The organism is Amycolatopsis sp. NPDC051106 (assembly GCF_040682775.1).
In the GTDB taxonomy this organism is placed as follows: Bacteria; Actinomycetota; Actinomycetes; order Mycobacteriales; family Pseudonocardiaceae; genus Amycolatopsis.
In genome coordinates, this window is sequence record NZ_JBFBBQ010000112.1 from 1 (window position 1) to 26,711 (window position 26,711).

Consider the following 26,711-nt stretch of genomic DNA (forward strand, 5'->3'; position numbering starts at 1 on the left):
CCTTCGGTGCGTTCAACGCACCCAAGGCGGCCTTCGGTGCGTTGAACGCAACCAAGGCCACATTGGGGCGCTTGGGTCAGGCAGCCGGGACCGAGGTTCGTGCCGGTGGGCGAGCGACGGTCGGCCGATGGAGGAGTCAGGACGTCTGACGTCCCGAATCTTCCATTGGTGAAAGAACTGCCGAAGCCGATCGCTGTTGTTGGGATGAACGGCTTCGTGGTCGGCGAGTTGCAGGTCCTGCTGATGCTCGGCTGATTTGCATTCGCACCGCCAAAGCATCACTTTCCCTAGGAAAGATGCGTCTGAAGGACCCCTGGACGCATCTTTCCTAGGGAAAGTGACGTCCTTAAGCCGCCGCGACGAGGTCTGGGGCCGGGTCCACTGCCCGGACGCGCGTGCGGCGGTCGCGCTGCCAGGCGATCACCCGGCAGACCACGTAGATCAAGAACGAAATCGCCGTCACGAACGCGCTCACCGGCAGCCCCGGCGCCAGCGACAGCACGATCCCGCCGATCGCCGCCACCTCGGCGAAGACCACCGACAGCACCGTCGCCTTCCAAGGCGACGCCGTCACCCGAGCAGCCGCCGCGGCGGGCGTCACCATCAGCGCCACCACCAGCAGCGAGCCGACCACCTTCACGCTCAACGCGGTCGAAACGCCCACCAGCAGCGCGAACACCACGGTCAGCGTCTTCACCGGCACCCCGCGCGCCACGGCCACGTTCCGGTCCACCGAAGCGAACAGCAGCGGCCGGTAGACCAGCGCCAGCACCGCCAGCACCACCACCGACGACACCACGAACAACGTCAGGTTCGTCGAATCGATCGTGATGATCTGGCCGGTCAGGATCCCGAACTTGTTCCCGGACCGTCCTTTGTAGAACGACAGGAACAGCACACCCATCCCGAGCCCGAAGGAAAGGATCACGCCGATCACCGAGTCGCGGTCCGCGTCACGCGCGCCGAGGATCCCCAGCAGCAGCGCCGCCACCACCGCGCCGATCAGCGCGCCGTACTCCACGCCGATGCCGAGCAGCAACGCCGCCGCGCCGCCGGTGAACGCCAGCTCGGACGTCCCGTGCACCGCGAACGACATCCGCCGCATCACGATCAGCGGGCCCAGCACGCCCGCCACCAGGCCGAGGATGAGAGCCGCCAGCAAAGCGGTCTGGACGCCGGGCAGCTCGGTGATCAGCTCCCACGTCTTGCCGAAGTCGAACAGATCCAAGACTCAGCCCACTTGCTCTTCGACGTCGTGTTCGTGGTGGTGCGGCTCTTCCTCGCACAACGCGCTCTGCGCGCCCGCGATGTGGATCTGGCCGCCGACCTTCAGCACCTCGACGCGGGTGCCGTACAGCTCCGACAGCGTCTCGGTGGTCATGACCTCGTCCGGCTTGCCGATCCGGAACGAGCCGTTGACCAGGTAGAGCACCCGGTCGACGAACGGCAGCACCGGGTTGATCTCGTGCGTCACGAACAGCACCGCGGTGCCGGCCGTGCGCCGCCGGGAGTCGATCAGCTCGCTGATCGCGCGCTGGTGCGCCAGGTCCAGGGACAGCAGCGGCTCGTCGCAGAGCAGCACCTCGGGGTCGCCGACCAGGGCCTGCGCCACCCGCAGCCGCTGCTGCTCGCCGCCGGACAGGCGTCCGACCGGCTGCTTCGCGTACCGGGTCGCGCCCACCGCTTCGATGGCTTCGGAAACCCGGCGGCGGCGTGCTGCCATGCCGAACAGGCCCGGCCCCCAGCGGTGGCCGTCGAGCCCCAGCCCGACCAGGTCGACGCCGCGCAGCGTCAGCGATTCGTCGATCGCGCGCTGCTGCGGGATGTAGCCGACCTTGCGGTTCGCGCCACCCGGCCGGCCGCCGGCGATCTCGACCGCGCCCGCCGACAGGTCCTGCATGCCGAGCAGCGCCTTGAGGAGGCTGCTCTTGCCGGAGCCGTTCGGGCCGAGCACGGCGAGGAACTCGCCCGGCTCGACGACGAGGTCCAGCCCCGACCAGAGGGTCCGGGGACCGAACGCGAGCCCCGCCCCGCGGACCCGGACCGCGGGGCGCACGTCGTCGGAGACGGACACGGAGACAGGAGGCATGGCTACTTCAACGCTCCTGCCAGCGCTTCGACTTCCCCGGTCATCCAGCCAATGTAGTCCGTCACACCCTGCGGCAGCGTCTCGGTCACGTCGACGACACCGATCCCGGCGGTCTTCGCCTGCGCCACGACGTCCTGGGTGAGCGGCGTGACGGTCTGGGCGTTGTTGATCAGCGCCTTGACCTGCTTGGTGGCGATGAGCTGCTTGTACTCGTTCACCGCGCCGGCCGGGACGTCCGTGTCGTTCTCCACGGCGTCCGAGAAGGCCTTCGGCGTCGCGTCCGTCAGCTTCGCGCTCTCGAGTAGGTAGTGCGCCACCGGCTCGGTGACGACGACCTTGGTGCCCGGGTGCGAAGCGCCCAGCTCGCCGAGCCGCTTCTCCAGCGCGTCGACCTTCGCCTTGAAGGCCGTCGCGTTGTCCGTGAACACCTGCTTCGACGCGGGCTGGAGCTCCCCGAGCTGCGCCGCGAGCTGGTCGGCGACCTTGTCGACACCCGGCAGGTCGTACCAGACGTGCTCGTTCTCGTCGCCGGTCGCGGCGATGTCGTAGGCGACGAGCTTCTTCGCGTCACCGGCCTGCGCGGTGAGCTTGTCGAAGAACTCGTCGTAGCCGCCGCCGTTGGACAGCAGCAGCTTCGCGTCCTTCGCCGCCAGCGCGTCGTCAGCCGTCGTCTCGTAGGAGTGCGGGTCGGCCGACGGGTCGTGGATGATCGACTTGACCTCGACCTTGTCGCCGCCGACGGCGCTCACGACGCTGCCCCAGACGTCCGTCGAGGCGACGACCTTGACCTTGTCGGACCCGCCGGACTGCCCGCCGCCGTCGGAGCCGGAGGTTCCGCCCGAGCACGCGGCCAGGGCGAGCACGGACAGGGCCGAAGCGGCGGCGAGCACGCTCCTGGTGCGACGGGAACTCATCGAAGACTCTCCTGGATCGAGACCGTAACGCTAATGGAAACCGTTGTCAGATTCACCTTACCCCATCCGGATGACATCCTGGCCATCCGTTCGTGTTTTGGTGTATGCGTCTTCGCGCATGCGGATCGAGACATCGACCACCCGGGGTGTCTCTTCATGAATTCGATCTGAACCGTTACGGTTTGCTGATGGGACGTCCTATTCGCACCCGGAGGCAAGCGACGCTGGCGTCGCTCGCGGCGGAGCTCGGTGTGTCCAGGACCACGGTGTCCAACGCCTACAACCGGCCGGACCAGCTGTCCCCCGAACTGCGCCGCCGCGTCCTCGAGACCGCGCGCCGCCTCGGCTACCCCGGTCCCGACCCGGTCGCCCGCTCCCTGCGCACCCGCCGGGCCGGCGCGGTCGGGCTGCTGCTCACCGAGAACCTCTCCTACGCCTTCCGCGACCCCGCCGCCGTCGGCGTGCTCGAGGGACTGGCCCTGGCCTGCGAAGACGCCGGTGTCGGCCTCCACCTGGTGCCGGCGAGCCCGGGCCGTGAGGACGTCGCCGCGGTGCACCGCGCGGGCGTCGACGGCTTCGTCGTCTACTCCGTGCCCGACGACGACCCGAGCCTGGCCGCCGTGCTGGAACGCCCGGTGCCGACGGTGATCATCGACCAGCCGAGCATCGAGGGGATCGACCGCGTCGGGCCGGACGACGCGGCGGCGGTCGGCAAGATCGCCGAGCACCTGGTCGGCCTCGGCCACCGGCAGGTCGGCGTCATCTGCATGCGGCTCGCTCGCGAGCGCAACGACGACTTCGTCTCCCCGGCACGCCAGAGCGGCGCGCACTTCCACGTCCAGCGCACCCGGCTCGAAGCGCTCGCCGTGGCGTTCTCCGCGGCCGGCGTCGACTGGGCGGGCGTCCCGGTGATCGAGCGCTTCGACCACACGGTGGACGACGGCGCATCCGCCGCGCGCCAGCTGCTGGACGCGTACCCGCAGATCACGGCCGTGATCTGCACCTCGGACATCCTCGCGCTCGGCGCCATGGCCGAGGCCGAGCGGCGAGGGCTGCGGGTACCGCAGGACCTGACCGTCACCGGTTTCGACGGCATCGCCGAGGCCGAGCGGATCGGCCTCACCACGGTGCACCAGCCGGTGCTCGAGAAGGGCAAGGTGGCCGGCCGGCTGCTGCTCGGCTCGGCCGAGCGGAGCGCGCCGAAGGTGATCACGCTGCCGACCGAGCTGCGCGTCGGGCGGACGTCGGGACCCCCTAGAACGGTCGAGGAGCCCTGGTTCGGGGGCTGACCCGTGACATAGCTCGTAGTGCATTGCCCATCGGGGTACTCACCAGGTGAAATGGAGTGGCACGCCCGCGCCGCGGGGCCACTGGCCGGAAGGTGACCGATGACCTCGATCGACGTTCTGCTCAAGCGCAACCAGGAACTCGGCGAGGTGACGCCGGGCGACCGGTCCTCGCCCAAGCCGTCACTGCAGGTGGCCATCCTGACCTGCATGGACGCCCGGATCCGGGTGTTCGAGCTGTTCGGCCTACTGCAGGGTGAGTCGCACGTCCTGCGCAACGCGGGCGGCGTGGTGACCGACGACATGATCCGCTCGCTGGCCCTTTCGCAGCGCAAGCTGGGCACGCGCGAGGTGCTGATCGTCCAGCACACGGAGTGCGGCCTGTCGATGGTCACCGAGGACGACTTCAAGGACGAGCTGGAAAGCGACACCGGCCTGCGCCCGACCTGGTCGGTGGAGGCGTTCCGCAACGTCGAGAACAGCGTCCGGACGTCGGTGGAGCGGGTGCGGCGCAGCGCGTACCTGCCGCACACGGAGAACGTCCGCGGCTTCGTCTACGACGTCAAGACCGGGAAGCTCACCGAGGTCGAGTAGCCTCCGTTCAGATGTCGTCACCATCTGAACGGGGATCTCGTGCGCGTCCTCTTCGCCGGGCTCGCGTCGGCCGGTCACACCTACCCGATGGTCCCGCTCGCGGTCGCGGCGCGGGACATCGGGCACGAAGTGCACTTCGCCGCCGGTGAGCACGTCCACTCGCCGTTGCGCCGGCTCGGGCTGAACCCGTTCCGGCCCGCGGACTCGTTCTACGAGATCTACGCCGAGGACATCGAGCCGGAGCTGAAGCGGCTCCGGCCCGATCTCGTCGTGCACGGGTGGGGCGTCCCGGAGGTGGGCGTCGCCGCGCGGCGCGCCGGGATTCCCGCGCTGTGGCACGGCTTCGGGCGGATGTTCCCCGACGAGATCGGGCTCGAGCGCCCGGACGGCGGGACGCACCTGGACATCTGCCCGCCGTCCCTGCAGGACGCGGGTTTCCTCGCGACCGCCGAGCGGATCGCGCTGCGCCCAGTGCCCTTCGCCGAGCCAGGCGACTTCCGGGGGCCGCTGATCTACCTGACGCTCGGCACCGCGTTCGGCACCCCGGAGGTGCTCACGACGGCGATCGAGGGGCTGGCCGCGCTCGGCACGCACGTCGTGGTGGCCACCGGCGGGGCGGCCCTCGGGCCGCAGCCGGCCCACGTGACGGCCCGGGCCTGGGTACCGCAGGCGGCCGCCATCTCGCAGGCGGACCTGGTCGTGCACCACGGCGGCAGCGGCACCACCCTCGGTGCACTCGCCGCCGGCGTCCCGCAGCTGGTCCTGCCCCAGGGCGCCGACCAGTTCGCCAACGCCGAAGCGCTCTGCGCCGCCGGTGCCGCACTGCGGCTCCTGCCCGGCGAACTGACCGCGGATGCCGTCACCGAGCAGGCCCGCAAGGCGTCCTCCTGCCGAGACGCGGCCCGCGCGATCGCCGAGGAGATCGCCGCGATGCCGTCGCCGGACGAGGTCGCCCGAGAGCTGCCGAAGTACGCGAAGTAGCCTGCCCGGCGTGGCTGTGGACGCTGACGTACTGCTCGACTGGTTCTCCGCGCACGGCCGGGACCTGCCCTGGCGCGAGCCGGACTGCTCGGCGTGGGGCGTGCTGGTCAGCGAGATCATGCTGCAGCAGACGCCGGTCGCCCGCGTGCAGCCGATCTGGCACGAATGGATGGCCCGCTGGCCGGTGCCGTCCGCGCTCGCCGCGTCGTCGCCGGGCGAGGTCGTGCGGGCCTGGGGCAAGCTCGGCTACCCGCGGCGCGCGCTGCGGCTCCACGAGGCCGCCGGGGTGATCGCACGGGACCACGGCGACGTCGTTCCGTCCGATGTGGACACCCTGCTCGCGCTGCCCGGGATCGGCGCCTACACCGCGCGCGCCGTCGCCGCGTTCGCCTACGGGCGGCGGGCGCCGGTCGTCGACACGAACGTGCGGCGCGTCGTCGCGCGGGCCGTGCACGGGGCCGGGGACGCCGGGCCCGCGTCGAACACCCGGGACATGAACGACGTCGAGGCCCTGCTCCCGGCCGAAGACGAGCCGGCCGCCCGGTTTTCCGCGGCGATCATGGAGCTCGGGGCGCTGATCTGCACGGCCCGGAGCCCGCGCTGCGCGGACTGCCCGGTCTACGACGAGTGCGCGTGGCAGCTCGCCGGCCGCCCGGAGTACGCCGGCCCGGCCAAGCCGGTGCAGAAGTTCGCCGGCACCGACCGGCAGGTCCGCGGCCTGCTGCTGGACGTCCTGCGCGGCTCGGAAGGCCCGGTGGAGAAGACCCGCCTCGACCTGGTGTGGCACGACGGCGGGCAGCGCGACCGCTGCCTGGACTCCCTGCTCGCCGACGGCCTGCTCGAACAGACCAGCGGCGGGCTCTTCGCACTGCCGGGCGAACACTAACGCGCTACGACCAAAGTTGGTCAATAGTTGTCATCGACGCGATGCGGGGTTACCTTTCCCGCATGGTCACTGTTGACCGCCGGACCCTGTTCAAAGCGGGCATGACCGCGACCGCGGCCGGCGCACTGGGGATGACGACCACGGGGACGGCCTCGGCGGCCGTGCCGACACCGACGATCCACTCCACCTCCGAGTGGGGCGCGCGGGCCGCCACCGGCCCGATCGTCGTCGAGAACCACAAACCGACCTACATCGTCGTGCACCACGCGGTCGACCCGCCGATGAACAACGACTTCTCGCTGGCGCGCGCGTTCTACGTCTCGCGGTTCATCCAGAACCTGCACATGGACAAGAACGGCTGGATCGACAGCGGCCAGCAGTTCACGAACAGCCGCGGCGGGTTCGTCACCGAAGGCAGGCACCGCAGCCTGGAGATCCTGCGCGGCGGCACACAGCACGTGCAGGGCGCGAACGTCGGGAACCACAACAGCGAGGTCATCGGCATCGAGAACGAGGGCCTGTACAGCACGGTGGACGTGCCGCAGGCGCTGTGGAACTCACTGGTCTCGCTCGTCGCCTACATCGCGCACCAGTACGGCATCGCGCCCGAGTTCATCAAGGGCCACCGCGACTTCAACTCGACCGAGTGCCCCGGCCAGGTGCTCTACAACCGGCTGCCGGAGCTGCGGACGGCGGTGGGCCGCGTCCTCGGCGTCCAGGTGGCGCGGTCGGAGGCCGAGTGGCCGCTGCTGAAGCCGGGGGACACGGGCCGTCAGGTCCAGCTCGCGCAGCAGTTCCTGCGCGCGTCCGGCTTCGGCGTGCCGACCGACGGGGTGTTCGGAAAGTCCACAAAGGACGCGGTGGCCGCCTTGTCCGTTCAGGCCGGGCTGCCACGCCACACGTGCACCGCGGCGAAGGCGTCCGACGAGACCGGCTTCCTCGGCGCGGACGTCTGGCCCCTGATCGTCCCTGCCGGCCGCTCCACCGCAGCCTGGCGATCCGACCTTTCCCAAATCTAGCGTCCCCCATGTGGGTGCTAAAACCGCCACTTTCCCCGAGAAAGTTGCGGCTTCAGCGCAGGAAGACGTCGGACAGGAAGGCTTCGACGGCGCCTCGGTAGGTCTCCGGGGCTTCGTCGTGGGGCAGGTGGGCCGAGCCCGGCACCACCAGGTGCTTCGCGCCGGCGACCCGGGACGCGACGAGCGCCTGCTGGCCGGGCGGCATCGCCGTGTGCTCGCCCTCGATCAGCAGCAACGGACAACGGATCTTGTCGACCGTGGGCCAGTAGTCGACGCGACCCCATTCCGCGGCGATCACGTACAGGTCCTCGAGGTCGGCGACCAGGTGAAACCCGTCGGAACGCTCCTCGACGCAGTCGGCGAAGTACTCGCCCGCGTCGCCGAAGAACTCACGGACGTGCTCCAGGGACTTGAACGGCACCGGCCAGCTCTCGAAGTACCCGCGCCACGTCTCGACGGTCCGGCCGCGCTGGTCGGGCGCGAAGTCCTCGGACACGACCGCGCGCACCAGCTCCGGGTACTTCGCGGCGGTCGTCCACGCGTGGAGGCCGCCCATCGAATGCCCGATGAGCACGGCCGGGCCGGCGTCCAGGGTCCGCAGCGCGTCGGCGACGTCGTCGGTGAACCGCTCGGTCGTCCAGGGGCCGACACGCGGGGCGCTGCCGTGGCCGCGCGCGTCGAGGCCGTACACCGCGCCGTAGGGCCGGAGCCACTCCGCGACACGCCGCCACGTCCGCGCGCGACCCATCAGACCGTGGAGCAGAACGATCGGCACGCCGGTGCCGCCGAAACAGAGCACGCGGTCACCTAACCACAAAACCGCTGGTGCGGAACGTGACCGAACGATCGCGGAGCATGACCTAGGCTGGGGCGTATGCGCCGCCGACTCGCCGCCCTCGCCTTCTGCGCCGCGGTGATCGTCGCCGCGGCCTGCGGCGGTGACGCCGTCACGGCACCCCTCCCGCTGAAACAACCGGCACCCGACATGCACCCCGCGCCGGGCGCGGCCGGAGCCGGTGATCCGTATTACCCGGACGACGGCAACGGCGGCTACGACGCCCTGAACTACCACGTCGACGCGACCTACGACCCGCTGAGCGGCCACCTCGACGGCGACACGACGGTCACCGCGAAGGCCACCCAGGACCTGAGCCGGTTCGACCTCGACCTGCGCGGGCTCGACGTCCACAGCGTCGAGGTCGACGGGCAGCCGGCGCACTTCACCCGTGAGAAGGCGTTCGAGCTGGTCGTCACGCCGCCGGCACCGATCCGCGCCGGGACGACGTTCCGCACCCGCGTCCGCTACGGCGGCGACCCGGCGAAGACGCCCCACGACGGCGGCAGCGAGAACGGCTGGCAGCACTCGGCCGACGGCGGCGCGTACATGGTCGGCGAGCCGCACTCGGCGGCGTTCTGGTACCCCGTGAACGAGACCCCGCGCGACAAGGCGTCCTTCACGCTCACCTCGCACGTCCCGGCCGGCTGGACGGTGATCTCGAACGGCCGGGAGGGCCCGCCGGGGACGTGGACCGAGCCCAACCCGGTGGCGAGCTACCTGACGACGATCGCGATCGGCAAGTTCGCTGTCGACAGGTCGACGTTGCCGGACGGCACTCCGGTCGTCACCGCGTACGCGCCCGGCACCGAGGACCGCCGCGCGATCGGCGGCCGCCTGCCCGAGGTGCTCGGCTTCCTGAGCGGCAAGTTCGGGCCGTACCCGCAGTCGGCGGCGGGCGGGATCTTCCTGGACGAGGACGTCCGCTTCTCGCTGGAGACGCAGACCCGGCCGACGTACGCGAAGTGGGCCGACCTACCCACGCTGGTGCACGAGAACGCCCACGAGTGGTTCGGCGACTCGGTGTCGCTGAAGAACTGGTCCGACATCTGCCTGAACGAGTGTTTCGCGTCGTATTCGCAGTGGCTGTGGGCCGAGCGCGAGGGCCAGAGCCTCGACGACCGCTACCGCGCGGCGATCGAGATCACCCGCGGCAGCACGGACTTCTGGGCGCAGAAGCTGGTCGGCATGGGCCAGGGCCACGAGTTCGAGGGCGTGTACAACAAGGGCATCCTGGCGCTGCACGCGTTGCGCCGCCGCATCGGCGACCCGGCGTTCAACCGCCTCCTGCACGACTGGCCATCCCGCTACCGCCACGGCAACGCGTCGTGGTCCGACTTCGAGACGATGACGACGCAGGTCAGCGGCCAGAACCTGCGGTCGTTCTTCGACGAGTGGTTCCGCGGCACGAAGCTCCCGGCGGACGCGGACCTCTTCCCGGGCTCACTGCGCAGCTGAACGGGCCTTCTCCCGCCGTCGCGAAGTCGCCATGATGGACCGATGGCCGACGACGAGCTGGCGTGCCCGCACTGCGGCCCCACCGGGGAACCGGACGCGTGAGGCCCGGCGGCTGCGGTCGCCGTGGTTCTCCGGCCTGTTCTACCTGACCGTCGTGGTCGTGGTGGTCGCCCTGCTGCTGGTCGCGGGCCGCGTCCTCGCGCTCTGGGCCCTTCCGGTCGTGGTCGTCGGCGCCGTGCTCCTGGTCACCGTCGTCGGCGCGTTCCAGCTGCGTGCCGACGACCGGCTCGCCGAGCGGAACTTCGTCAAGCTCATGGGCGACGTCGTGCGGCGGCTGCCGCTGCTCTTCACGCGGGCCCGCGCGGACCGGCAGGATGACCAGAGCGGCTGAATCCGTACGCTGGACGGCATGAGTGTCGTGAAGATCAACGCGATCGAGGTTCCCGAAGGCGCCGGCCCCGAGCTGGAGAAGCGGTTCGCCGCCCGGATGCACTCCGTCGACCAGCAGCCCGGGTTCCTCGGGTTCGAGCTGCTGCGCCCGGTTTCCGGCGAGACGCGCTATTTCGTCTACACGAAGTGGGAGACGGAAGAGGCCTACCAGGCGTGGGCCAAGGGCGGCCCGGCCGCGGCGGCGCACTCGGGTGAGCGGGCCAAGCCCGTGTCCACCGGGGCGAACCTGCTGGAGTTCGAGGTCGTCCTCGGTTCGCAGCCGGGTGAGTGACGCTCTCGGCCGGGCCGCGGAGCTGCTGGACGGCGCCGGCGCGCTGCTGATCTGCGCCGGCGCCGGGATGGGCGTCGACTCCGGGCTGCCGGACTTCCGCGGCGGCGAAGGCTTCTGGCGCGCGTACCCGCCGTACGCCCGGCTCGGGCTGCGGTTCGAGGAGCTGGCCGACCCGCGCCACTTCGCCGACGACCCCGAGCTGGCCTGGGGTTTCTACGGCCACCGGCTGAACCTGTACCGGAAGACCGTGCCGCACGACGGTTTCCGGCTGCTGCAAGGCTTCACCCCATCCGTACGCGTCTTCACGTCCAATGTGGATGGTCAGTTCCAGGAGGCGGGCTTCGAGCACGTCGCCGAGGCGCACGGCTCGATCCACCACCTGCAGTGCCTTTCCGGGTGCACATCGGACATCTGGCCCGCCGACGTCGAAGTCGCCATCGACGAAGAGGCGATGCGCGCGGTGCCGCCGCTGCCGTCGTGCCCGCGGTGCGGCGGGCTCGCCCGGCCCAACATCCTGATGTTCGGGGACTTCGACTGGGTCCCGGACCGCAGCCAGGCCCAGCTCGACGAGCTGACGGCGTGGCGCCGCACCGCGCGTGACCTCGTGGTGGTGGAGCTGGGTGCGGGCCAGGCGGTCCCGACGGTCCGCCGCTACAGCGAACTGGCGAGCGCGGCGACCGGCGCGCTGATCCGCATCAACCCGCGTGAGCCGGAGATCCGCCACGGCCGGGGCGTCTCGATCGCGGCCGGGGCACTGGAAACGCTGCGGGCCCTCGTGAGCGGGAAACAGGGTTAGAGCGAACAGGCATTCGGGGACCTACTGCCCGTTGGATCAGGCCTTGAGGCCAGTTCGGCTCGCCCGAACCCTGTTCCCACTCACGACCGGCGTCACGGCAGGCGGACTTCGGCGAACACCGCCCGGTGGTCGCTGCCCGCGACGTCGAACACCCGGTAGTCCTGGACCGCCGCCCGGTTGTCGACCACCACGTGGTCGATCGTCACCACCGGCGACGACGACGGCCACGTCGGCGCCAGCCCCGAGCCGCGTTCCTCCGCCGCGTCGTTGTAGCCGCGGGACAGCACCGTCCGGAACGCCGCGTGGTCCAGCGTCGCGTTGAAGTCGCCCGCCAGGATGCGCAGGCCGTGCTCGCCGGCCGCACGGGAAAGGTCCTTGATCTCGCGTTCCCACTGCGGGGTGTCGACGTCCGGGGAGATCGGGTGGACGGCGACGATCTCGGCCACCACGCCGTCGCCGAGGTCGGCCTGCGCACCCGGCTGCTTGGCCGCCGAGTCACCCGTCAGGTTGACCTCCTTCAGCGGGAAGCGCGACACGATCCCCGAGCCGAACGCGCCGGGCGCCGGATGCAGCACCCGGTACGGCAGAGCCTCGAACAGCCCGGCCGCGGTGAGCCCGTCGACCGCGCGGGGCGTCAGCTCGACCAGGTTCAGCACGTCGATCCGCTGCTCGCGCACCAGGTCGACGACGGCTTTCGGGTCCGCCTGGCCGTAGAGGAGGTTCGAGGCGAGCACGCGCAGTGTCTTGCCGTGCACTTCGCGTTGCTCGCTCGCCGACAGCCGCGGCAGCACCAAAACGGCCAGCACGATGGCCAGCACCAGCGCGGTCCCGCCGACCCACCAGCGCCGCAGCGCCAACGCCAGCCCGCCGAGCAGCACGCTCGCGGCCGCCACGTACGGCGTGAGCGACAACGCGACGAGGGTGTACCAGCCGCCGTCGTAGCCGATCAGGCGCAGCGCGACCAGGGCCGCCAGCGGCACCAGCGGTACCACCAGCAGGGCCGTGACCAGCGGATACTTCCGCCGGACCCGCGTCTCTTCCGCAACGGTCATGTGCCGAGTATGCCGAGACCGCGGCGGCCCGGCCCCGGCGCCGGCAACTCCTCCACAAGATCTCCACCACCGGCTGCCAGCGGCTGCCAGCGCGCTGTGCGCGGCCTGCCAGCGCCGGCCGACACAGTGAAGCCAACAGCGACAGTGAAGGAGGAACGCCCATGTCGCACGCGATCCAGGCCGAGGGCCTGGTCAAACACTTCGGGGACACCAAGGCGCTCGACGGGGTGGACCTCGAGGTCCCGTTCGGGCAGGTCGTGGGGGTGCTCGGGCCGAACGGCGCGGGCAAGACGACCGCCGTCCGCATCCTGGCGACGCTGATGAAACCGGACGCCGGCAGAGCGACCGTCGGCGGCTTCGACGTCGTCACCGACCCCGTGCGGGTCCGCAGCCTGATCGGGCTGACCGGGCAGTACGCGTCGGTCGACGAGGACCTCAACGGCATCGAAAACCTCGTCCTCATCGGACGGTTGTACGGCCACTCCCGCGCCCAGTCCAAGGCCCGCGCCGTCGAGCTGGTCGAGCGGTTCGAGCTGACCAAGGCGGCCAAGCGGCCGGTCCGGACCTACTCGGGCGGCATGCGGCGGCGGATCGACCTGGCGGCCAGCCTCGTCGGCCGACCCGAGGTGCTCTACCTCGACGAGCCGACCACCGGGCTCGACCCGCACGCCCGCAACGAGGTCTGGGACGTCGTCCGCGGCCTGGTCGCCGAGGGCGCGACGGTGCTGCTGACCACGCAGTACCTGGAGGAGGCCGACCAGCTGGCCGACAAGATCACCGTGTTCGACCACGGCCGCGTCGTCGCCGACGGCCGCGCCGACGAGCTCAAGCGCCGCGTCGGCGGGCAGACGCTGCAGGTCCGGCCGACCCAGCTGTCCGACATGGACGCCGTCAACCGGATCCTCGGCGACCTCACCGGCGTGCACCCGACCCGCGACAACGCGACCGGGCTGCTCACCGCGCCGGTCAACGACCCGGTGCTGCTGTCCACCCTGGTCCGCAAGCTGGACGAAGCGGGGATCACCGCGGACGAGCTGGCGCTGCGGCTGCCCAGCCTCGACGAGGTGTTCCTCGCCCTCACCGGACATGCGGCCGAAGAGTCCACCGAGGACACCACCCGCGATCTCGAAGGGAGCCTGGCATGACGACGCTGGCGCTCGACCGCCCGGCCCCGCCGCGGCACATCAGCCCCGCCAAGGGACTCGGCCACGCGCTTTCGCTGGCCTGGCGCGGCATCCTGAAGATCCGCAAGAACCCCGAGCAGCTCGCCGACGTCACCCTGATGCCGATCATCTTCCTGGTGATGTTCGTGTACCTGTTCGGGGGCGCGCTGTCCGGCTCGACCGACGCGTACCTGCAGATGGTCGTGCCCGGCATCATCGTGATGAACATCCTGCAGGCCTGCCTCTCGGTCGGCACGAACCTCAACACCGACATCACCAAGGGTGTCTTCGACCGGTTCCGCAGCATGCCGATCGCCCGGTCGGCCCCGCTGATCGGCGCGGTGCTGGCCGACGTCGTCCGGTACGTCGTCTGCCTGGTCGTGCTGATGGTCGTCGCGACGATCATGGGCTACCGAATCGCGACCAGCCCGGGCGAGTTCGCGGTGGCGATCCTGCTCGCGCTGGCGTTCGGGCTCTGCTTCTGCTGGGGCTCGGTGTTCGTCGGCATGGTGATGAAGTCGCCGGGCTCGGCGCAGGCCCTGATGTTCGTCTTCATCATGCCGCTGACGTTCGGCAGCAACGTGTTCGTCCAGACGTCCACGATGCCGGGCTGGCTGCGGGCGTGGGCGGACATCAGCCCGGTCAGCCTGATGGCGGACGCGCTGCGCGGCCTGATGAACGGCGGCGCCGTCGCCGGTCCGCTGGCCGGGGCGCTCGCCTGGATGGCCGGCGCGGTGATCGTGTTCTTCCCGCTGGCCACCTGGGCCTACCGCCGGCGGGTCTGAGAAGGCGCCGACACACGGGGGTGAGTCGCGCCAGGGGGAGCTGAAGGGGACGTCCTCGCGGACGTCCCCTTCAGCCTATTGCCGCGTAGACCTCGGCGATGGCGTCCTCTTTGGACATGGCGCGCACCGACGCGACCAGTTCTTCGTACCGCGCGTCGGAAAGCTCCGCGCGCAGGTGGGCGATCAGCTCCCGCACCTCCGGGCTGCCGAGGTCGAACCGGCCGCGGATCAGCGCCGACGTCGCCAGCAGGCGAGCCGCCTCGACCGGCCGGCCCTGCTCCCCGCGCACCAGCGCCAGCAGCTCCACGGCGCCGGCGAGATCCGGCATGTCCCCGCGGTCGCGGGTCGCCAGGATCGCCTTGGTCACGTGCGCTTCGGCCTGCGCTGGCCGGTGCTCGGCCAGCGCGAGCCGCCCTTCGAACGCGCTGACCCACTCCACGCCCATGCCTTCGGGGAAGGCGGTCTCCCACGTCAGTGCCTGGAGCTGGGCAAGTGCCGCGCGGGCCTCGGCCAGCCGCCCGCCGCGCAGGCTCAGCTCGATCCGGCCGAACATCAGGATCGCCCGCTGCTGCGGGTTCTCGACCCCCTGCCCGTAGCGCTCGGCGGCCTCCTGGTCGCGCCACGCGCCCTCGATGTCCCCGACCCGGGCGCGTTCGACGGCCAGGCGCCACCAGTGCTGGACGACGTCCTCGTGCGAGCGCAGCTCCATCGACAGCGCCAGCCCCTGCTGGTACACCTCGATCGCGCTCTCGCCCTCGCCGTCCTGCGACAACGCGTTCGCCTTGAAGCTCAACGTCATCGCCGTGCCCCAGCGGTCGCCGACCTCCCGGAAGCCCGCGTACGCCAGGTCCCGCGCCCGGTCCGCGCCCTCGATGTCGCCGGCGTCGTCGAGCAGGAAGCTCTCGACCCAGAACCCGCCCGCGCGGGTCCACGGGTCGTCGGCGGCCTGTGAGCGGCGCACCTCCCGCATCGCCAGCTCGCGGTCGCCGCCGAGGAACGCCAGCATCGGCAGCGCCACCGCCAGCCCCGGGTACTTCCCCACCGCGCCGGTGCGGACGCACTCGTCGATCAGGTCGCGGACGCCTTCGAACGGGAACCGGGACGGCATCTGGTGGAACAGCCGCGTGATCGCGCGGTACGCCGCCAGGACGTCCGGGGGCAGCCGGTCGCCGAAACCGAGCACCGCGTCGATGAACTCCTCGGCCCGTTCGCCCTGCCCGAGGATGGTGAAGTACCAGAACAACCCGTTGAGCAACCGCACCGAGATGTCCACTTCGGACATCTCGATGGCCGTGCGCAGGGCGCCGGTCAGGTTGGCCGACTCCGCCTCGTAGACGTCGATCGCGGACAGCTGCTCACCGGTGCGCAGCAACGGTTCCGCCCACTCGGCCAGGCCGACGTAGTAGAGCGCCATCGCGCGCTGGAACGCGTCCCGCTCACCGGACTCGGCGAGCCGCTCGGCGGCGTAGGCCCGCAGGGTCTCCAGCATCCGGTACCGCGGTTCCCCGCCGCGGTTCACGGTGTCCACTATGGACTTCTCGACGAGCGTGCCGAGCACGTACGGGACGTCGGCGGCGGGCAGCAGCTCGTCCGCGCAGACCCGCTCGACGGCGTCCATCGGCGCACCGCTGGGGAACACCGCGAGCCGCCGCGCGAGCACCAGCTCCGGCTCGGTGAGCAGGTCCCAGCTCCACTCGACGACCGCGCGCAGCGTCCGCTGCCGCGGCAGCGCCGTGCGGTTGCCCGAGGTCAGCAGCCGGAACCGGTCGTCGAGCCGGGCGGCGATCTGGGCCGGCGTCATCGACCGCAGCCGCGCGGCCGCCAGCTCCAGCGCGAGCGGCATCCCGTCGAGCCGGCGGCAGATCTGGCCGACGTCGTCCACAGTGGACTCGTCGAGCACGAAGTCCGGCCGGACCGCGCTCGCCCGGTCGAGGAACAGCCGCGTCGAGTCCAGCTCGGCGGCTTCGGCGGGCGCCGCGCGTTCGGCGGGCACGGGCAGCGGCCCGAGCGGGCAGAGCGCTTCGCCGGTGATGGCCAGCGGCTCCCGGCTGGTCGCGAGGATCCGCAGCCCGGGCACCCGGCTCAGCAGTTCGTCGGCCAGGTTCGCGGCCGCGTCGATGACGTGCTCGCAGTTGTCCAGCACCAGCAGCGCTTCCCCACCGGCCAGCACCTCGACGGCGTGGCCGAGCAGGTCCGGCCGCCGTCGCACCTCGGTGTCGGCACTGCGGATGTCGCGCACCTCCAGCGCGCTGACCACCGCGCCGACGACGTCGGCGGAATCGCGGACGCCGGCCAGCGGCACGAACCAGACCCGGCCGCGCGCGTGCGCCGGGTGCCGCGACGCCGCCTCGGTGGCCAGCCGCGTCTTGCCCGCCCCGCCCGGGCCGGCCAGGGTGACCAGCCGGGCGCCGCCGAGCAGCTCGGCCAGCAGCTTGAGCTCGTCGTCACGGCCGATGAAGGTGGTCAGCCGGGTCGGCAACCGGTCGGTGACCGGCGACGGCGGCGCGAACTCGCCGCGCAGCGCGGCGAGGTGGATCTCCTGCAGCTCGGCCGACGGGTCGACGCCGAGCTCGTCGGCCAAGGTGCGGCGGATCCCGGTGTAGACGGCCAGCGCCTCCGATTGGCGCCCGGCCGCGCAGAGCGCGCGGATCCGCAGCCCGGCCAGCCGCTCGCGCAGCGGATCGGCGTCGGCCGCGGCGGCCAGGTCGGCGAGGACGCCGGCGTGCTCGCCCAGCCGGATCAGCGCGTCGAACCGGTCTTCGGCCGCCTCGGCCCGCAGCTCGGTGAGCCGGCGGGCGGGCGCGGGCGCGAACGGCGCGTCGAGGACGTCGGCGAGCGCACCGCCGTGCCACAGCCCGAGGGCTTCGGCCAGCAGCTCGGCCGCGCGGGCGTCCCGGCCCGCGGCGAGCTCGCGGCGGCCGTCGGCGGCGAGCCGTTCGAACCGCTCGGCGTCGACGTCTTCGCCGGCCACGGCGAGCCGGTAGCCGCCCGGGCCCGATTCGACGGCCACCGGCAGCGCCTTCCGCAACCGGGAGACCAGCGACTGCAGGGCGTTGGCGGCGTCGGCGGGCGGTTCGGCACCCCAGAGGCCGTCGACGAGCGCGTCGGCCGGGACGGCGCGCCCGGCGTCCAGCGCGAGCCGGGCCAGGAGCATGCGGAGGCGGGCGCCGCCGATGTCGATCGGCGTGCCTTCGTCATCGGTCGCCCGCAGCGGGCCCAGCAGCGCGACGCGCATGCGTCCAGCTTTCCAGACCACGCCGGGGCGCCGGGGGCGGATGGCCGGACCGGCACCGACGGAAGTGCTGATCTTCCGGACAAATGCGACATCACCCCGCCGGACGGCACCTTTGTGGCGATACGTTGCGATTTCACGTCCACCCCAGACAGGAGCGTTCATGAGGGGACAGAAACCGGCCGTGCTCGCCGCCGCGCTGCTCACCGGCATCTGCTTGAGCAGCGGGGTCGCGGCCGCCGGGAACGACTGGGGCGCCGCGAAGCCGGGCAGCGACGGCGCCGGCGACAGCTACTACCCGCAGGACGGCAACGGCGGCTACGACGTCGCCGACTACGACCTGAAGGTGAGCTACGACCCCGCGTCGCACCAGCTCAAGGGTGCGCAGGACATCTCCGCGCGGGCCACGCAGGCGCTCAGCTCGTTCAACCTCGACTTCCGCGGCCTGACCGTCGACTCGGTGAAGGTCGACGGCCGCGCGGCGAAGTTCAGCCGGACCGGCGACCACGAGCTGGTCATCACGCCGCCGCGCTCGCTGCGGCGCGGCGAGCACTTCGAGGTCCGGATCGGCTACCACGGGGTTCCCGAGCCGATCGACGACCCGGTGCTCGGCAACAACGGCTGGCAGTACGCCCAGGCGGGCGGCGCGTTCGCCGCCGGCGAGCCGAGGTCGGCCACCACCTGGTACCCGGTCAACGACACCCCGCTCGACAAGGCCACGTTCCACCTCGCGATCACCGTGCCCGACGAGTGGGGCGTGATCGCCAACGGCCGCGAGAAGCCGTCCTTCAAGGCGCCGGGCGGCACCACGCACGTCTGGGCCGAGGAAACGCCGATCGTGCCGTACATGACAACGGTCGCGATCGACAAGTGGACCTTCGACCGGCAGAAGCGCAAGGACGGCACGCCGATCGTCAGCGCGTTCGCCCCGGGCGTGCCCGACTCGACGAAGCAGGCCGAGGCGCGGCTGCCGGAGATCCTCGACTTCCTCGAGTCGAAGTTCGGCAAGTACCCGATCGACGCGGCGGGCGGCATCTTCCTCAACGAGCAGATCGGCTTCTCGCTGGAGACGATGAGCCGGCCGATCTACTCCGCGGGCTGGGCCGGCACGGTGCCGACGATCGTCCACGAGAACGCCCACCAGTGGTACGGCGACTCGGTGGCCGTGTCGCACTGGCGCGACGTCTGCCTCAACGAGTGCTTCGCGTCGTACGCGACGTGGCTCTGGGACGAGGCCAAGGAGGGCGTCGACCTGAACAAGCAGTACGCGGACGACGTCAAGAAGGCGTCGACGGCGTTCTGGAACGGCAAGCTGTACGACATGGGGCCCGGCAAGGAGTTCACGTCGGTGTACTCCAAGGGCCCGATGATGCTGCACGCGCTGCGCAACTACGTCGGGCAGCCCGCGTTCGACCGGGTCGTCAAGACCTGGCCGTCGCTGCACCGCGACGGGAACGCGAGCATGCAGGAGTTCCAGCGGTACACCGAGAAGGTCGCGCACAAGGACCTCCAGGGGTTCTTCGACGCCTGGGTGTACGGCGCCGGCAAGCCCGCCGACCAGTACCTCTTCCCGGGTGGCCTGAAGCCGGCCGCCTGAGTGCGTCAAGGCCACCTTCCGGGCGTCTGGCGCCCGTAAGGTGGCCTTGACGGCTTTCGGGAGGACGCATGGCCAGGGTGCTGATGACGGGGTTCGCGCCGTTCGGCGGGGAGCCGGTGAACCCGTCGTGGCAGGCGGTTTCCCTGCTCGGCGCGCGCCGGGACGACATCGCCGCGGTGGAGCTGCCGTGCGAGTTCGCCGCGTCGCTGCCCGCGCTGCGGCGCGCGGTCGAGGAGCACCGGCCGTCGCTGGTGGTGTGCGTGGGCCAGGCGGGCGGCCGCCTCGACGTGACGCCGGAGCGCGTCGCGATCAACCTGATCGACGCCCGCATCCCCGACAACGCGGGTGCGCGGCCGGTGGACGTCCCGGTGGTCCCGGACGGCCCGGCGGCGTACTTCACGACGTTGCCGGTGAAGGCGTGTGTGGCGGCGATCCGCGCGGCGGGCGTGCCGGCGTCGGTGTCCCACACCGCGGGGACATACGTGTGCAACCAGGTCTTCTACGGGCTGATGCACCTGCTTTCGACCCTGCCGGACGTCCGCGGCGGGTTCGTCCACGTCCCGTTCAGCCCCGAGCAGGTGGCGGCGTCCGGCAAGGCGGCGCCGTCGCTCGGGGTCGACCGCGTCGCCGACGCACTGGAGGTCCTGGTGGACACGGCGTCGAAGACGACGGAGGATTTGGCCGTCAGCGCGGGCGCGGAGCATTGACGACACCGCGGGCCGACCCGCGGGTACTCGTCGCCGTCGGGGCGTTCGGCGGGCTCACCGGCGCCGCCACCGGCGTCTTCTGGGTCGCGATGTCCGGCCGCTACGACCGGGTGTGCGACGACGGCAACCAGATGTGTTGGCTCGGCGTGGGGTTCCTGGGCTTGATCGTCTTCTTCGCGACCGTCGCCGGATCATCGCTGGTCACCTGGTTCGCCGTCAGCATGACGCGCATGGGGCCGAAGGCGCCGATCGTGCTGACCGCCTCGCTGGCGCCCCTGGCGTTGGCGGTCGTCTACAACGTCACCGGTACCCTCGGCGGGTACCGGATCGCGTTGCTGGCCGCGGTTTCCGCAGTCCTGCACATCGGGGTGGCGCGGGCGGCCCGGATCGGCGCCGACCAACCGCCCGCTGCTCCGGTGATCTGACGCACACCCTCCGCGAACCACTCCGCCGGGCGGCTGAACGGTGTTTACATGACGGGATGGCCGCCCCACCACCGAAACCGGACCGCGACGCCCTCCTGGACGAGCTGTCCGCGCTGTCGGCGACGGCGACGTCCGCCGATGGCGCCGTCTCGCTGTCGGTCAACACCGACGGCGTGCTGACCCGGCTGCGGCTCTCCGACGCCGTCTCGCGGATGTCGCCGGACGAGATCGCCGACGCCGTGCTGCGGACTTACGTCGAGGCGCAGCGGGACTCGGCGAAGCGGACCGGAGAACTGCTGGCGCCCCTGGGCAGCGGCGGCTACCTGATGGATCGGCTGCGCTGGCGGATGCGGTTCGAGCCGGCTCCCGCTCCTTCGTCTTCGGTCCCGCAACGCGAAGAGCGGACCGGCTCGGTGCTGAAGGACCGGTCCGCCGAAGCGCCGGCCGTCGCGCCGCCACCCGGCCCGGTGGCGGACGACGACTTCTACCGCCAGGGCCCGCGGATGGACCAGGCCTGGTGAGCCGTCAGGCGGGTTTGAGCTCTCCGGTGAAGTAGGCGACGAGGTCCGGGGCGCTCCGCGCACGGTCGATCGAGATGTAGAGCCCGGCCGCCCGGCGGTCGTCCGCGCCGAAGAGCACGATCCCGGCGAAGCTGCCGGCACCGGCGACGTACCGGCCGTGCAGCCCGCCGCCGTCCCAGGTGCCGCGCTCGACGGTGCCGTCGCCCATCTGCAGCTTCGCGCCCGCCTCGATCTCCTGGACGGTCACGCCCTGGTAGTAGCTGACGGCGGCGCCCTTGCCGAACCCGCAGGTGACGGCCGCCTGGGCGTGCACCAACTGGGCCACCGAGTCGGCCTGCCGGCAGGTGGCGCGGTCCGGGACGGTGCCGGCCAGCGAACGCAGGCACGGGGTGAACCCGGCTGGGTCGCGCTGGGCCGTCGTCGTGCAGTCCACTGTGGACTCGGCTGCGGACTCGCCCTTGGTGGCGAGGACGATCACGGTCACGACGATCGCGACGACCACGAGCACGGCGAGCACGATGAGCCACGGCTTGCGGTTCTTCTCCGGCTTCGGCGGCGGTGCGTACTGAGGCGGCCGTTGTTGCTGCTGCCAGGGTTGCGGCCGCGGCGGCGTCACGGGCGGGCGGACCGGCGCGAAGGCGGGCACGGTGAGGTCGGCGGTGTTCCCCAGCGGGACGTGGTGGAGGCCGAACGCGACGGCCGTCTCGGGCTGGTCCTGCGTGGTCGGCGTGACGCCGAGCTGGCGCCCGAGCAGCGTGGCCAGCAACGGCATCCGGCTCGGCCCGCCGACGAGGTAGACGCCGGCGAGCTGCGCGGGGGTCAGGCCGGCGCGGTGGATCGTCGCGGCGAGCAGTTCGGCGCTGCGCAGCAGGCTGGGCCGCACGAGCGCGTCGAGCTCGTCGCGGCTGACCAGGACGTCCCCGAACGGCTCGGGCATCGGCACGTGGGTCTGAGTGTGGCGGGAGAGGCTTTCCTTGGCGTCGCGGACGTCCTGCAGCAGCGCGCGCCGGGTGCGGCGGTCGGCGGTGGACTGCGGGCGCAGGAGCCGTTGCCACTGCGCGGGATCGGCGTGCGAGACCGAGCGTCCGATGTGCACGAGCAGGGCCTGGTCGATGTCGAGGCTGCCGAGGTCGGGCAGGCCTCCTTCGGCGAGCACGGCGAAGCCCTGCTGCGACACGCCGACGACGGCGCAGTCGAAGGTGCCCGCGCCGAGGTCGTAGACGCCGATGGGGCCGGTGTTCCGGTGGCCGATGCTCGCGTAGTGCGCGGCCGCGGCGACGGGCTCGGGAATCAGCCGGACATCGCCGAGCCCGGCCTTGGCGGCGGCGGTCCGGATGGCGTCCTGCCGGGTGCCGCCCCAGCCGGCGGGGTGCGAGATCCGCGTCTGCCCGGGCGGCCGGCCGAGCTGCCGTTCGGCTTCCTCATTCATCCTCCGCAGGACGGCGGCGAAGGCATCGGTGATCTCCACTGTGGAATCGCCGAGCCGCAGGACGCCTTCGTCGATGCGCCGCTTGGGGTTGGGCTCGAACCGGCTGGGATCGAGCCGAGCCCGCCGTTCGGCATCCTGCCCGACGACGAGCAGGCCGTCCTCGCCGGCGAAGACGGCGGAGGACATGGTGACGGACCCATCGACCTCGATGGCCCGCGGCCCGCGCCCGAAGGCGGAGAGGACCCCGACGGTGCTGGAAGTCCCGAAGTCGATCGACAGCACGTCCACGCGGATTCCCCTCCCGAGCCCGCGGGCATCGTCTCACGCGCCCCAATGTGGCCTTCGGTGCGTCAGACGCACCGAAGGCGGCCTTGGGTGCGTCTGACGCAACCAAGGCCACATTGGGGCGCTCGGGATCCCGGACAGCGAGAAGGGCGGCTCCCCAACCGGGGAACCGCCCTCCTCACGTACTGCTCAGCCGATCACTCGTTCTCGGCTTCGCCGCTCTGCTCCTCGTGGCCCGCGCCGATGCTGACCGGCGGGGCGTCCGGGATCGAGGACGGCCGGCGCTCACCGCGGAAGGTGAACCGCGCCTGGTCGTCCTTGTCCTCGGGGTTGCCGCTCCAGCCCTCGACGTCGACCAGGATGATCTGGCCGGGCTCGACCTCGCCGAAGAGGATCTTCTCCGACAGCTGGTCCTCGATCTCGCGCTGGATCGTGCGACGCAGCGGCCGCGCGCCCAGCACCGGGTCGAAGCCGCGCTTGGCCAGGAGAGCCTTGGCCTTCGCCGTCAGCTCCAGCTCCATGTCCTTCGCGCGCAGCTGGGTCTCGACGCGGCCGATCATCAGGTCGACCATCATGATGATCTGGTCCTGCGTCAGCTGGTGGAACACGATGATGTCATCGATCCGGTTCAGGAACTCCGGGCGGAAATGCTTCTTCATTTCCTCGTTGACCTTTTGCTTCATCTTCTCGTACCGGGTGCCGGTGTCGTTGGACCCGGCGAACCCGAGCGAGACGGACTTCGAGATGTCCGAGGTGCCCAGGTTGGACGTGAAGATGAGGACCGTGTTCTTGAAGTCGACCGTGCGGCCCTGACCGTCGGTCAGGCGGCCGTCCTCCAGCACCTGCAGGAGCGTGTTGTAGATCTCCTGGTGCGCCTTTTCGATCTCGTCGAACAGGACCACCGAGAACGGCTTGCGACGCACCTTCTCCGTCAGCTGGCCGCCCTCTTCGTAGCCGACGTAGCCCGGAGGGGCACCGAAGAGCCGCGAAGCGGTGTAGCGGTCGTGGAACTCGCCCATGTCGATCTGGATGAGCGCGTCGTCCTCGCCGAACAGGAACGCCGCCAGCGCCTTGGAGAGCTCGGTCTTACCGACACCGGACGGGCCGGCGAAGATGAACGAGCCCGACGGGCGCTTCGGGTCCTTCAGACCGGCACGCGTACGGCGGATCGCCTGCGAGACGGCCTTGACCGCGTCCTCCTGGCCGATGATGCGCTTGTGGAGCTCGTCCTCCATGCGCAGCAGCCGGGTGGTCTCCTCCTCGGTCAGCTTGAACACCGGGATGCCGGTCCAGTTGGCCAGCACCTCCGCGATCTGCTCGTCGTCGACCTCGGCGACGACGTCGAGGTCGCCGTCCTTCCACTGCTTCTCCCGCTCGCCCTTCTGGCCGAGGAGAGTCTTCTCCTCGTCACGCAGGCGAGCGGCGCGCTCGAAGTCCTGCGCGTCGATCGCGGACTCCTTGTCGCGGCGGACGTTCGCGATCTTCTCGTCGAACTCGCGCAGGTCCGGCGGCGCGGTCATCCGGCGGATGCGCATCCGGGCGCCGGCCTCGTCGATCAGGTCGATCGCCTTGTCCGGGAGGAACCGGTCGTTGATGTACCGGTCCGCCAGGGTCGCGGCGGCGACCAGCGCCGAGTCGGTGATCGAGACGCGGTGGTGCGCCTCGTACCGGTCACGCAGGCCCTTGAGGATCTCGATCGTGTGCTCCAGCGACGGCTCGCCGACCTGGATCGGCTGGAACCGGCGCTCGAGGGCGGCGTCCTTCTCGATGTACTTGCGGTACTCCTCGAGCGTGGTCGCGCCGATCGTCTGCAGCTCACCACGGGCGAGCATCGGCTTCAGGATCGAAGCCGCGTCGATCGCACCCTCGGCGGCACCCGCCCCGACCAGCGTGTGCAGCTCGTCGATGAACAGGATGATGTCGCCGCGGGTCTTGATCTCCTTGAGCACCTTCTTCAGGCGCTCTTCGAAGTCACCGCGGTAGCGGGAGCCGGCGACCAGGGAGCCCAGGTCCAGCGTGTAGAGCTGCTTGTCCTTGAGCGTCTCGGGCACCTCGCCCTTGACGATGCTCTGCGCGAGGCCCTCGACGACGGCGGTCTTGCCGACGCCGGGCTCGCCGATGAGCACCGGGTTGTTCTTGGTCCGGCGGGACAGCACCTGCATGACCCGCTCGATCTCCTTGCCGCGCCCGATGACCGGGTCGAGCTTGCCCTCGCGGGCGAGCACGGTCATGTTGCGGCCGAACTGGTCCAGCACCAGCGACGACGACGGGGTGCCTTCACCACGGCCGCCGGAACCGGTTTCGGTGGACTCCTTGCCCTGGTAGCCCGAGAGCAGCTGCAGCACCTGCTGGCGGACGCGGTTCAGGTCCGCACCCAGCTTGACCAGCACCTGCGCGGCGACGCCCTCGCCCTCGCGGATCAGGCCCAGCAGGATGTGCTCGGTACCGATGTAGTTGTGGCCGAGCTGCAGCGCTTCGCGCAGCGACAGCTCCAGCACCTTCTTCGCCCGCGGCGTGAACGGGATGTGCCCGCTCGGCGCCTGCTGGCCCTGGCCGATGATCTCCTCGACCTGCTGGCGCACGCCCTCCAGGGCGATGCCCAGCGACTCCAGCGCCTTGGCGGCGACACCCTCACCCTCGTGGATCAGACCCAGGAGGATGTGCTCGGTGCCGATGTAGTTGTGGTTGAGCATCCTGGCCTCTTCTTGAGCCAGGACGACCACCCGCCTCGCGCGGTCGGTGAACCTCTCAAACATGTGCACTCCCTCGACTGCTGCGCCGGCGGCCCGTTTCCATCGTGCTTTCACCGCGATGGATTCAGCACCGTGAGACCACTCTAGTAGCCAAGCGGTCGCGCTGGCGTACCACTACGGCTGTTCGCGGTCTTTCCCGCACCCGGACGTGGGGTCTTCCGGATGCTTACATCTTCAGGTTGCCCTGCACCTTTACGTCAACCCCAACGTGCGAACAGCCACCCGGATTCCGCCATCCGCGCGGTGTCCGCTCACCGCGAACAGGTCCGCACCCTGGGAGTGACCGGGGTGACAGCCACTCGATCGGCCGAGTCCTGTTAGGTTAGGCATACCTGAGGAGGACGTCGTTGACCCAGCCGAGCACCCGCGAGACGGCGGACGGCCTCGCGCCGTCCCTGCGGCGGCTCGGCCTGCGGCGGGACGTCCCGGAGGGCTGGATCCGCTGCTCAGCCGCCCCGGAGTTCTTCGGCGAGTGGAGCACTCGCCTGACCGGCTGGCTGGCGCGCGAGTACGGCGAAGCACCGCCGCGGACGGCCGACGCGTACCTGATCGCGTGGTACCTGCACGTCCCGGCGCAGATCGGCGCGCTCCTGCTGCACCACGAGCGGCGGGTGCCCTCGCTGCGGCCGGCGGACCTGGCCTTCCGCGTCGGCGCGGGTCAGCCGTACCCGGACGCCCTGGCGGTGCTCGGCGACGAGTTCTGCTGCGTGCCGACCGATCCGGCATCGGCGGCCCGGGGAGCGACAGTGGTCCGCGACGAGCGAGCCCTGGCGGCGGTCCTCCGGGCCCGCTACACGGCCCACGCGGCCGAGTTCATCCGGGCGTACGGGCCGCACAGCCGCTTCGGCGGCCGGACGCTCTGGGCCGCGGCGACCGACGCCCTGGAGAACGCCCTGTGGGGAGCGGGACGGGCGGGCGGCACCCCGGAGGCGGAGGGCGCGGGCGTCGCCGACGCGGCGTTGGTGCTCGACGCGCGGTACCCGCCGCTGACGTCGGCCTCGACGTTGCGCCTGGCGGGCCGGGAGTGGACGCGGCGGCGGGAGAGCTGCTGTTTCTCGTACCTGCTCCCGGCCGAGCCGGAGTGCGACGGCTGCCCGCGCACCTGCTCCCGCTGAGCCCCGAGCGCCCCAATGTGGCCTTGGTTGCGTCTGACGCACCCAATGTGGCCTTCGGTGCGTCAGGC

25 protein-coding genes are annotated in these 26,711 nt (G+C 71.2%); 17 read left to right on the plus strand and 8 right to left on the minus strand.

Annotated elements, in window-relative coordinates:
- The first annotated feature begins 105 nt into the window (after window positions 1-105).
- On the plus strand, window positions 106-255 hold the full coding sequence (locus AB0M83_RS43035) for a hypothetical protein (RefSeq protein ID WP_364526748.1): 150 nt from the start codon (window positions 106-108) through the stop codon (window positions 253-255).
- Window positions 256-346: 91 nt separating this feature from the next.
- On the opposite strand, the gene AB0M83_RS43040 is transcribed toward AB0M83_RS43035, so the two are convergent.
- Genes AB0M83_RS43040 through AB0M83_RS43050 form a run of 3 tightly spaced genes read right to left on the minus strand, consistent with a single transcriptional unit; the run spans window position 347 to window position 3,003 of the window.
- Entirely contained in the window at window positions 347-1,228 is an 882-nt protein-coding gene (locus AB0M83_RS43040; RefSeq protein WP_364526750.1) for a metal ABC transporter permease, read from the minus strand.
- Between the two features lie 3 nt (window positions 1,229-1,231).
- Window positions 1,232-2,089 carry a metal ABC transporter ATP-binding protein gene (locus AB0M83_RS43045; RefSeq protein WP_364526752.1) on the minus strand — a complete coding sequence of 286 codons (858 nt, stop codon included), beginning with the start codon at window positions 2,087-2,089 and terminating at the stop codon, window positions 1,232-1,234.
- Between the two features lie 2 nt (window positions 2,090-2,091).
- Window positions 2,092-3,003, minus strand: a complete 912-nt coding sequence (locus AB0M83_RS43050) for a zinc ABC transporter substrate-binding protein (RefSeq protein ID WP_364526754.1) — start codon at window positions 3,001-3,003, stop codon at window positions 2,092-2,094.
- 188 nt (window positions 3,004-3,191) lie between these two features.
- Between AB0M83_RS43050 and AB0M83_RS43055 the strand changes: the two genes are divergently transcribed.
- The 5 genes from AB0M83_RS43055 (at window position 3,192) to AB0M83_RS43075 (ending at window position 7,769) form a co-directional block, all read left to right on the plus strand.
- A complete protein-coding gene (locus AB0M83_RS43055; RefSeq protein ID WP_364526756.1) occupies window positions 3,192-4,292 on the plus strand; it encodes a LacI family DNA-binding transcriptional regulator in 1,101 nt (366 codons plus the stop codon).
- Between the two features lie 99 nt (window positions 4,293-4,391).
- A complete protein-coding gene (locus AB0M83_RS43060) occupies window positions 4,392-4,883 on the plus strand; it encodes a carbonic anhydrase (RefSeq protein ID WP_004560727.1) in 492 nt (163 codons plus the stop codon).
- A 39-nt stretch (window positions 4,884-4,922) separates the two neighbouring features.
- Window positions 4,923-5,864, plus strand: coding sequence for a nucleotide disphospho-sugar-binding domain-containing protein (locus AB0M83_RS43065; protein WP_364526759.1), 942 nt, complete (start codon window positions 4,923-4,925; stop codon window positions 5,862-5,864).
- Window positions 5,865-5,874: 10 nt separating this feature from the next.
- Window positions 5,875-6,750 carry an A/G-specific adenine glycosylase gene (locus AB0M83_RS43070; RefSeq protein ID WP_364526761.1) on the plus strand — a complete coding sequence of 292 codons (876 nt, stop codon included), beginning with the start codon at window positions 5,875-5,877 and terminating at the stop codon, window positions 6,748-6,750.
- 62 nt (window positions 6,751-6,812) lie between these two features.
- A complete protein-coding gene (locus tag AB0M83_RS43075) occupies window positions 6,813-7,769 on the plus strand; it encodes an N-acetylmuramoyl-L-alanine amidase (RefSeq protein WP_364526763.1) in 957 nt (318 codons plus the stop codon).
- Between the two features lie 52 nt (window positions 7,770-7,821).
- Here the strand turns inward: AB0M83_RS43075 and AB0M83_RS43080 are convergent, their stop codons facing one another.
- Window positions 7,822-8,568 (minus strand): alpha/beta hydrolase, encoded by a 747-nt coding sequence (locus AB0M83_RS43080; protein WP_364526765.1) that lies wholly within the window; start codon window positions 8,566-8,568, stop codon window positions 7,822-7,824.
- A gap of 75 nt (window positions 8,569-8,643) precedes the next feature.
- On the opposite strand from AB0M83_RS43080, the gene AB0M83_RS43085 reads away from it, so the two are divergent.
- From AB0M83_RS43085 to AB0M83_RS43100, 4 genes are read left to right on the plus strand one after another with little or no spacing between them, the layout of a single operon-like run.
- Window positions 8,644-10,062 (plus strand): M1 family metallopeptidase, encoded by a 1,419-nt coding sequence (locus AB0M83_RS43085; protein WP_364526767.1) that lies wholly within the window; start codon window positions 8,644-8,646, stop codon window positions 10,060-10,062.
- 31 nt (window positions 10,063-10,093) lie between these two features.
- Window positions 10,094-10,453, plus strand: a complete 360-nt coding sequence (locus tag AB0M83_RS43090) for a hypothetical protein (RefSeq protein WP_364526769.1) — start codon at window positions 10,094-10,096, stop codon at window positions 10,451-10,453.
- Between the two features lie 18 nt (window positions 10,454-10,471).
- Window positions 10,472-10,783: an antibiotic biosynthesis monooxygenase gene (locus tag AB0M83_RS43095; RefSeq protein ID WP_285477085.1), complete on the plus strand. Its 312-nt coding sequence runs from the start codon at window positions 10,472-10,474 to the stop codon at window positions 10,781-10,783.
- Window positions 10,776-11,579 (plus strand): Sir2 family NAD-dependent protein deacetylase, encoded by an 804-nt coding sequence (locus tag AB0M83_RS43100; protein ID WP_364526771.1) that lies wholly within the window; start codon window positions 10,776-10,778, stop codon window positions 11,577-11,579. The genes AB0M83_RS43095 and AB0M83_RS43100 overlap by 8 nt, the downstream gene beginning before the upstream one ends.
- A gap of 92 nt (window positions 11,580-11,671) precedes the next feature.
- Here the strand turns inward: AB0M83_RS43100 and AB0M83_RS43105 are convergent, their stop codons facing one another.
- A complete protein-coding gene (locus AB0M83_RS43105; protein WP_364526773.1) occupies window positions 11,672-12,631 on the minus strand; it encodes an endonuclease/exonuclease/phosphatase family protein in 960 nt (319 codons plus the stop codon).
- A gap of 161 nt (window positions 12,632-12,792) precedes the next feature.
- Here AB0M83_RS43105 and AB0M83_RS43110 point away from each other — a divergent pair, with 161 nt between their 5' ends.
- Together AB0M83_RS43110 and AB0M83_RS43115 are read left to right on the plus strand one after the other, a co-directional pair.
- Complete coding sequence (locus tag AB0M83_RS43110; protein ID WP_364526775.1) at window positions 12,793-13,776, plus strand: ATP-binding cassette domain-containing protein; 984 nt, start codon at window positions 12,793-12,795, stop codon at window positions 13,774-13,776.
- On the plus strand, window positions 13,773-14,579 hold the full coding sequence (locus AB0M83_RS43115) for an ABC transporter permease (protein WP_364526777.1): 807 nt from the start codon (window positions 13,773-13,775) through the stop codon (window positions 14,577-14,579). Before AB0M83_RS43110 ends, AB0M83_RS43115 begins: the two co-directional genes overlap by 4 nt.
- Before the next feature lie 70 nt (window positions 14,580-14,649).
- Here AB0M83_RS43115 and AB0M83_RS43120 read toward each other — a convergent pair whose 3' ends face one another.
- Complete coding sequence (locus AB0M83_RS43120) at window positions 14,650-17,814, minus strand: BTAD domain-containing putative transcriptional regulator (protein ID WP_364526779.1); 3,165 nt, start codon at window positions 17,812-17,814, stop codon at window positions 14,650-14,652.
- Window positions 17,815-17,974: 160 nt separating this feature from the next.
- On the opposite strand from AB0M83_RS43120, the gene AB0M83_RS43125 reads away from it, so the two are divergent.
- The 4 genes from AB0M83_RS43125 (at window position 17,975) to AB0M83_RS43140 (ending at window position 21,061) form a co-directional block, all read left to right on the plus strand.
- The gene (locus tag AB0M83_RS43125; protein WP_364526781.1) at window positions 17,975-19,408 is read left to right on the plus strand and encodes a M1 family metallopeptidase; all 1,434 of its coding nucleotides are present in this window, start codon (window positions 17,975-17,977) and stop codon (window positions 19,406-19,408) included.
- A gap of 68 nt (window positions 19,409-19,476) precedes the next feature.
- On the plus strand, window positions 19,477-20,115 hold the full coding sequence (gene pcp / locus AB0M83_RS43130) for a pyroglutamyl-peptidase I (RefSeq protein WP_364526783.1): 639 nt from the start codon (window positions 19,477-19,479) through the stop codon (window positions 20,113-20,115).
- Window positions 20,112-20,540 (plus strand): hypothetical protein, encoded by a 429-nt coding sequence (locus tag AB0M83_RS43135; protein WP_364526785.1) that lies wholly within the window; start codon window positions 20,112-20,114, stop codon window positions 20,538-20,540. The genes pcp and AB0M83_RS43135 overlap by 4 nt, the downstream gene beginning before the upstream one ends.
- Before the next feature lie 56 nt (window positions 20,541-20,596).
- Window positions 20,597-21,061: a YbaB/EbfC family nucleoid-associated protein gene (locus AB0M83_RS43140; RefSeq protein ID WP_364526787.1), complete on the plus strand. Its 465-nt coding sequence runs from the start codon at window positions 20,597-20,599 to the stop codon at window positions 21,059-21,061.
- Window positions 21,062-21,065: 4 nt separating this feature from the next.
- On the opposite strand, the gene AB0M83_RS43145 is transcribed toward AB0M83_RS43140, so the two are convergent.
- Together AB0M83_RS43145 and AB0M83_RS43150 are read right to left on the minus strand one after the other, a co-directional pair.
- Entirely contained in the window at window positions 21,066-22,778 is a 1,713-nt protein-coding gene (locus AB0M83_RS43145) for an Hsp70 family protein (protein WP_364526789.1), read from the minus strand.
- Window positions 22,779-22,972: 194 nt separating this feature from the next.
- A complete protein-coding gene (locus AB0M83_RS43150; protein WP_364526791.1) occupies window positions 22,973-25,531 on the minus strand; it encodes an ATP-dependent Clp protease ATP-binding subunit in 2,559 nt (852 codons plus the stop codon).
- Between the two features lie 344 nt (window positions 25,532-25,875).
- On the opposite strand from AB0M83_RS43150, the gene AB0M83_RS43155 reads away from it, so the two are divergent.
- Window positions 25,876-26,643: a (2Fe-2S)-binding protein gene (locus AB0M83_RS43155; protein ID WP_364526793.1), complete on the plus strand. Its 768-nt coding sequence runs from the start codon at window positions 25,876-25,878 to the stop codon at window positions 26,641-26,643.
- Window positions 26,644-26,711: the final 68 nt, after the last annotated feature.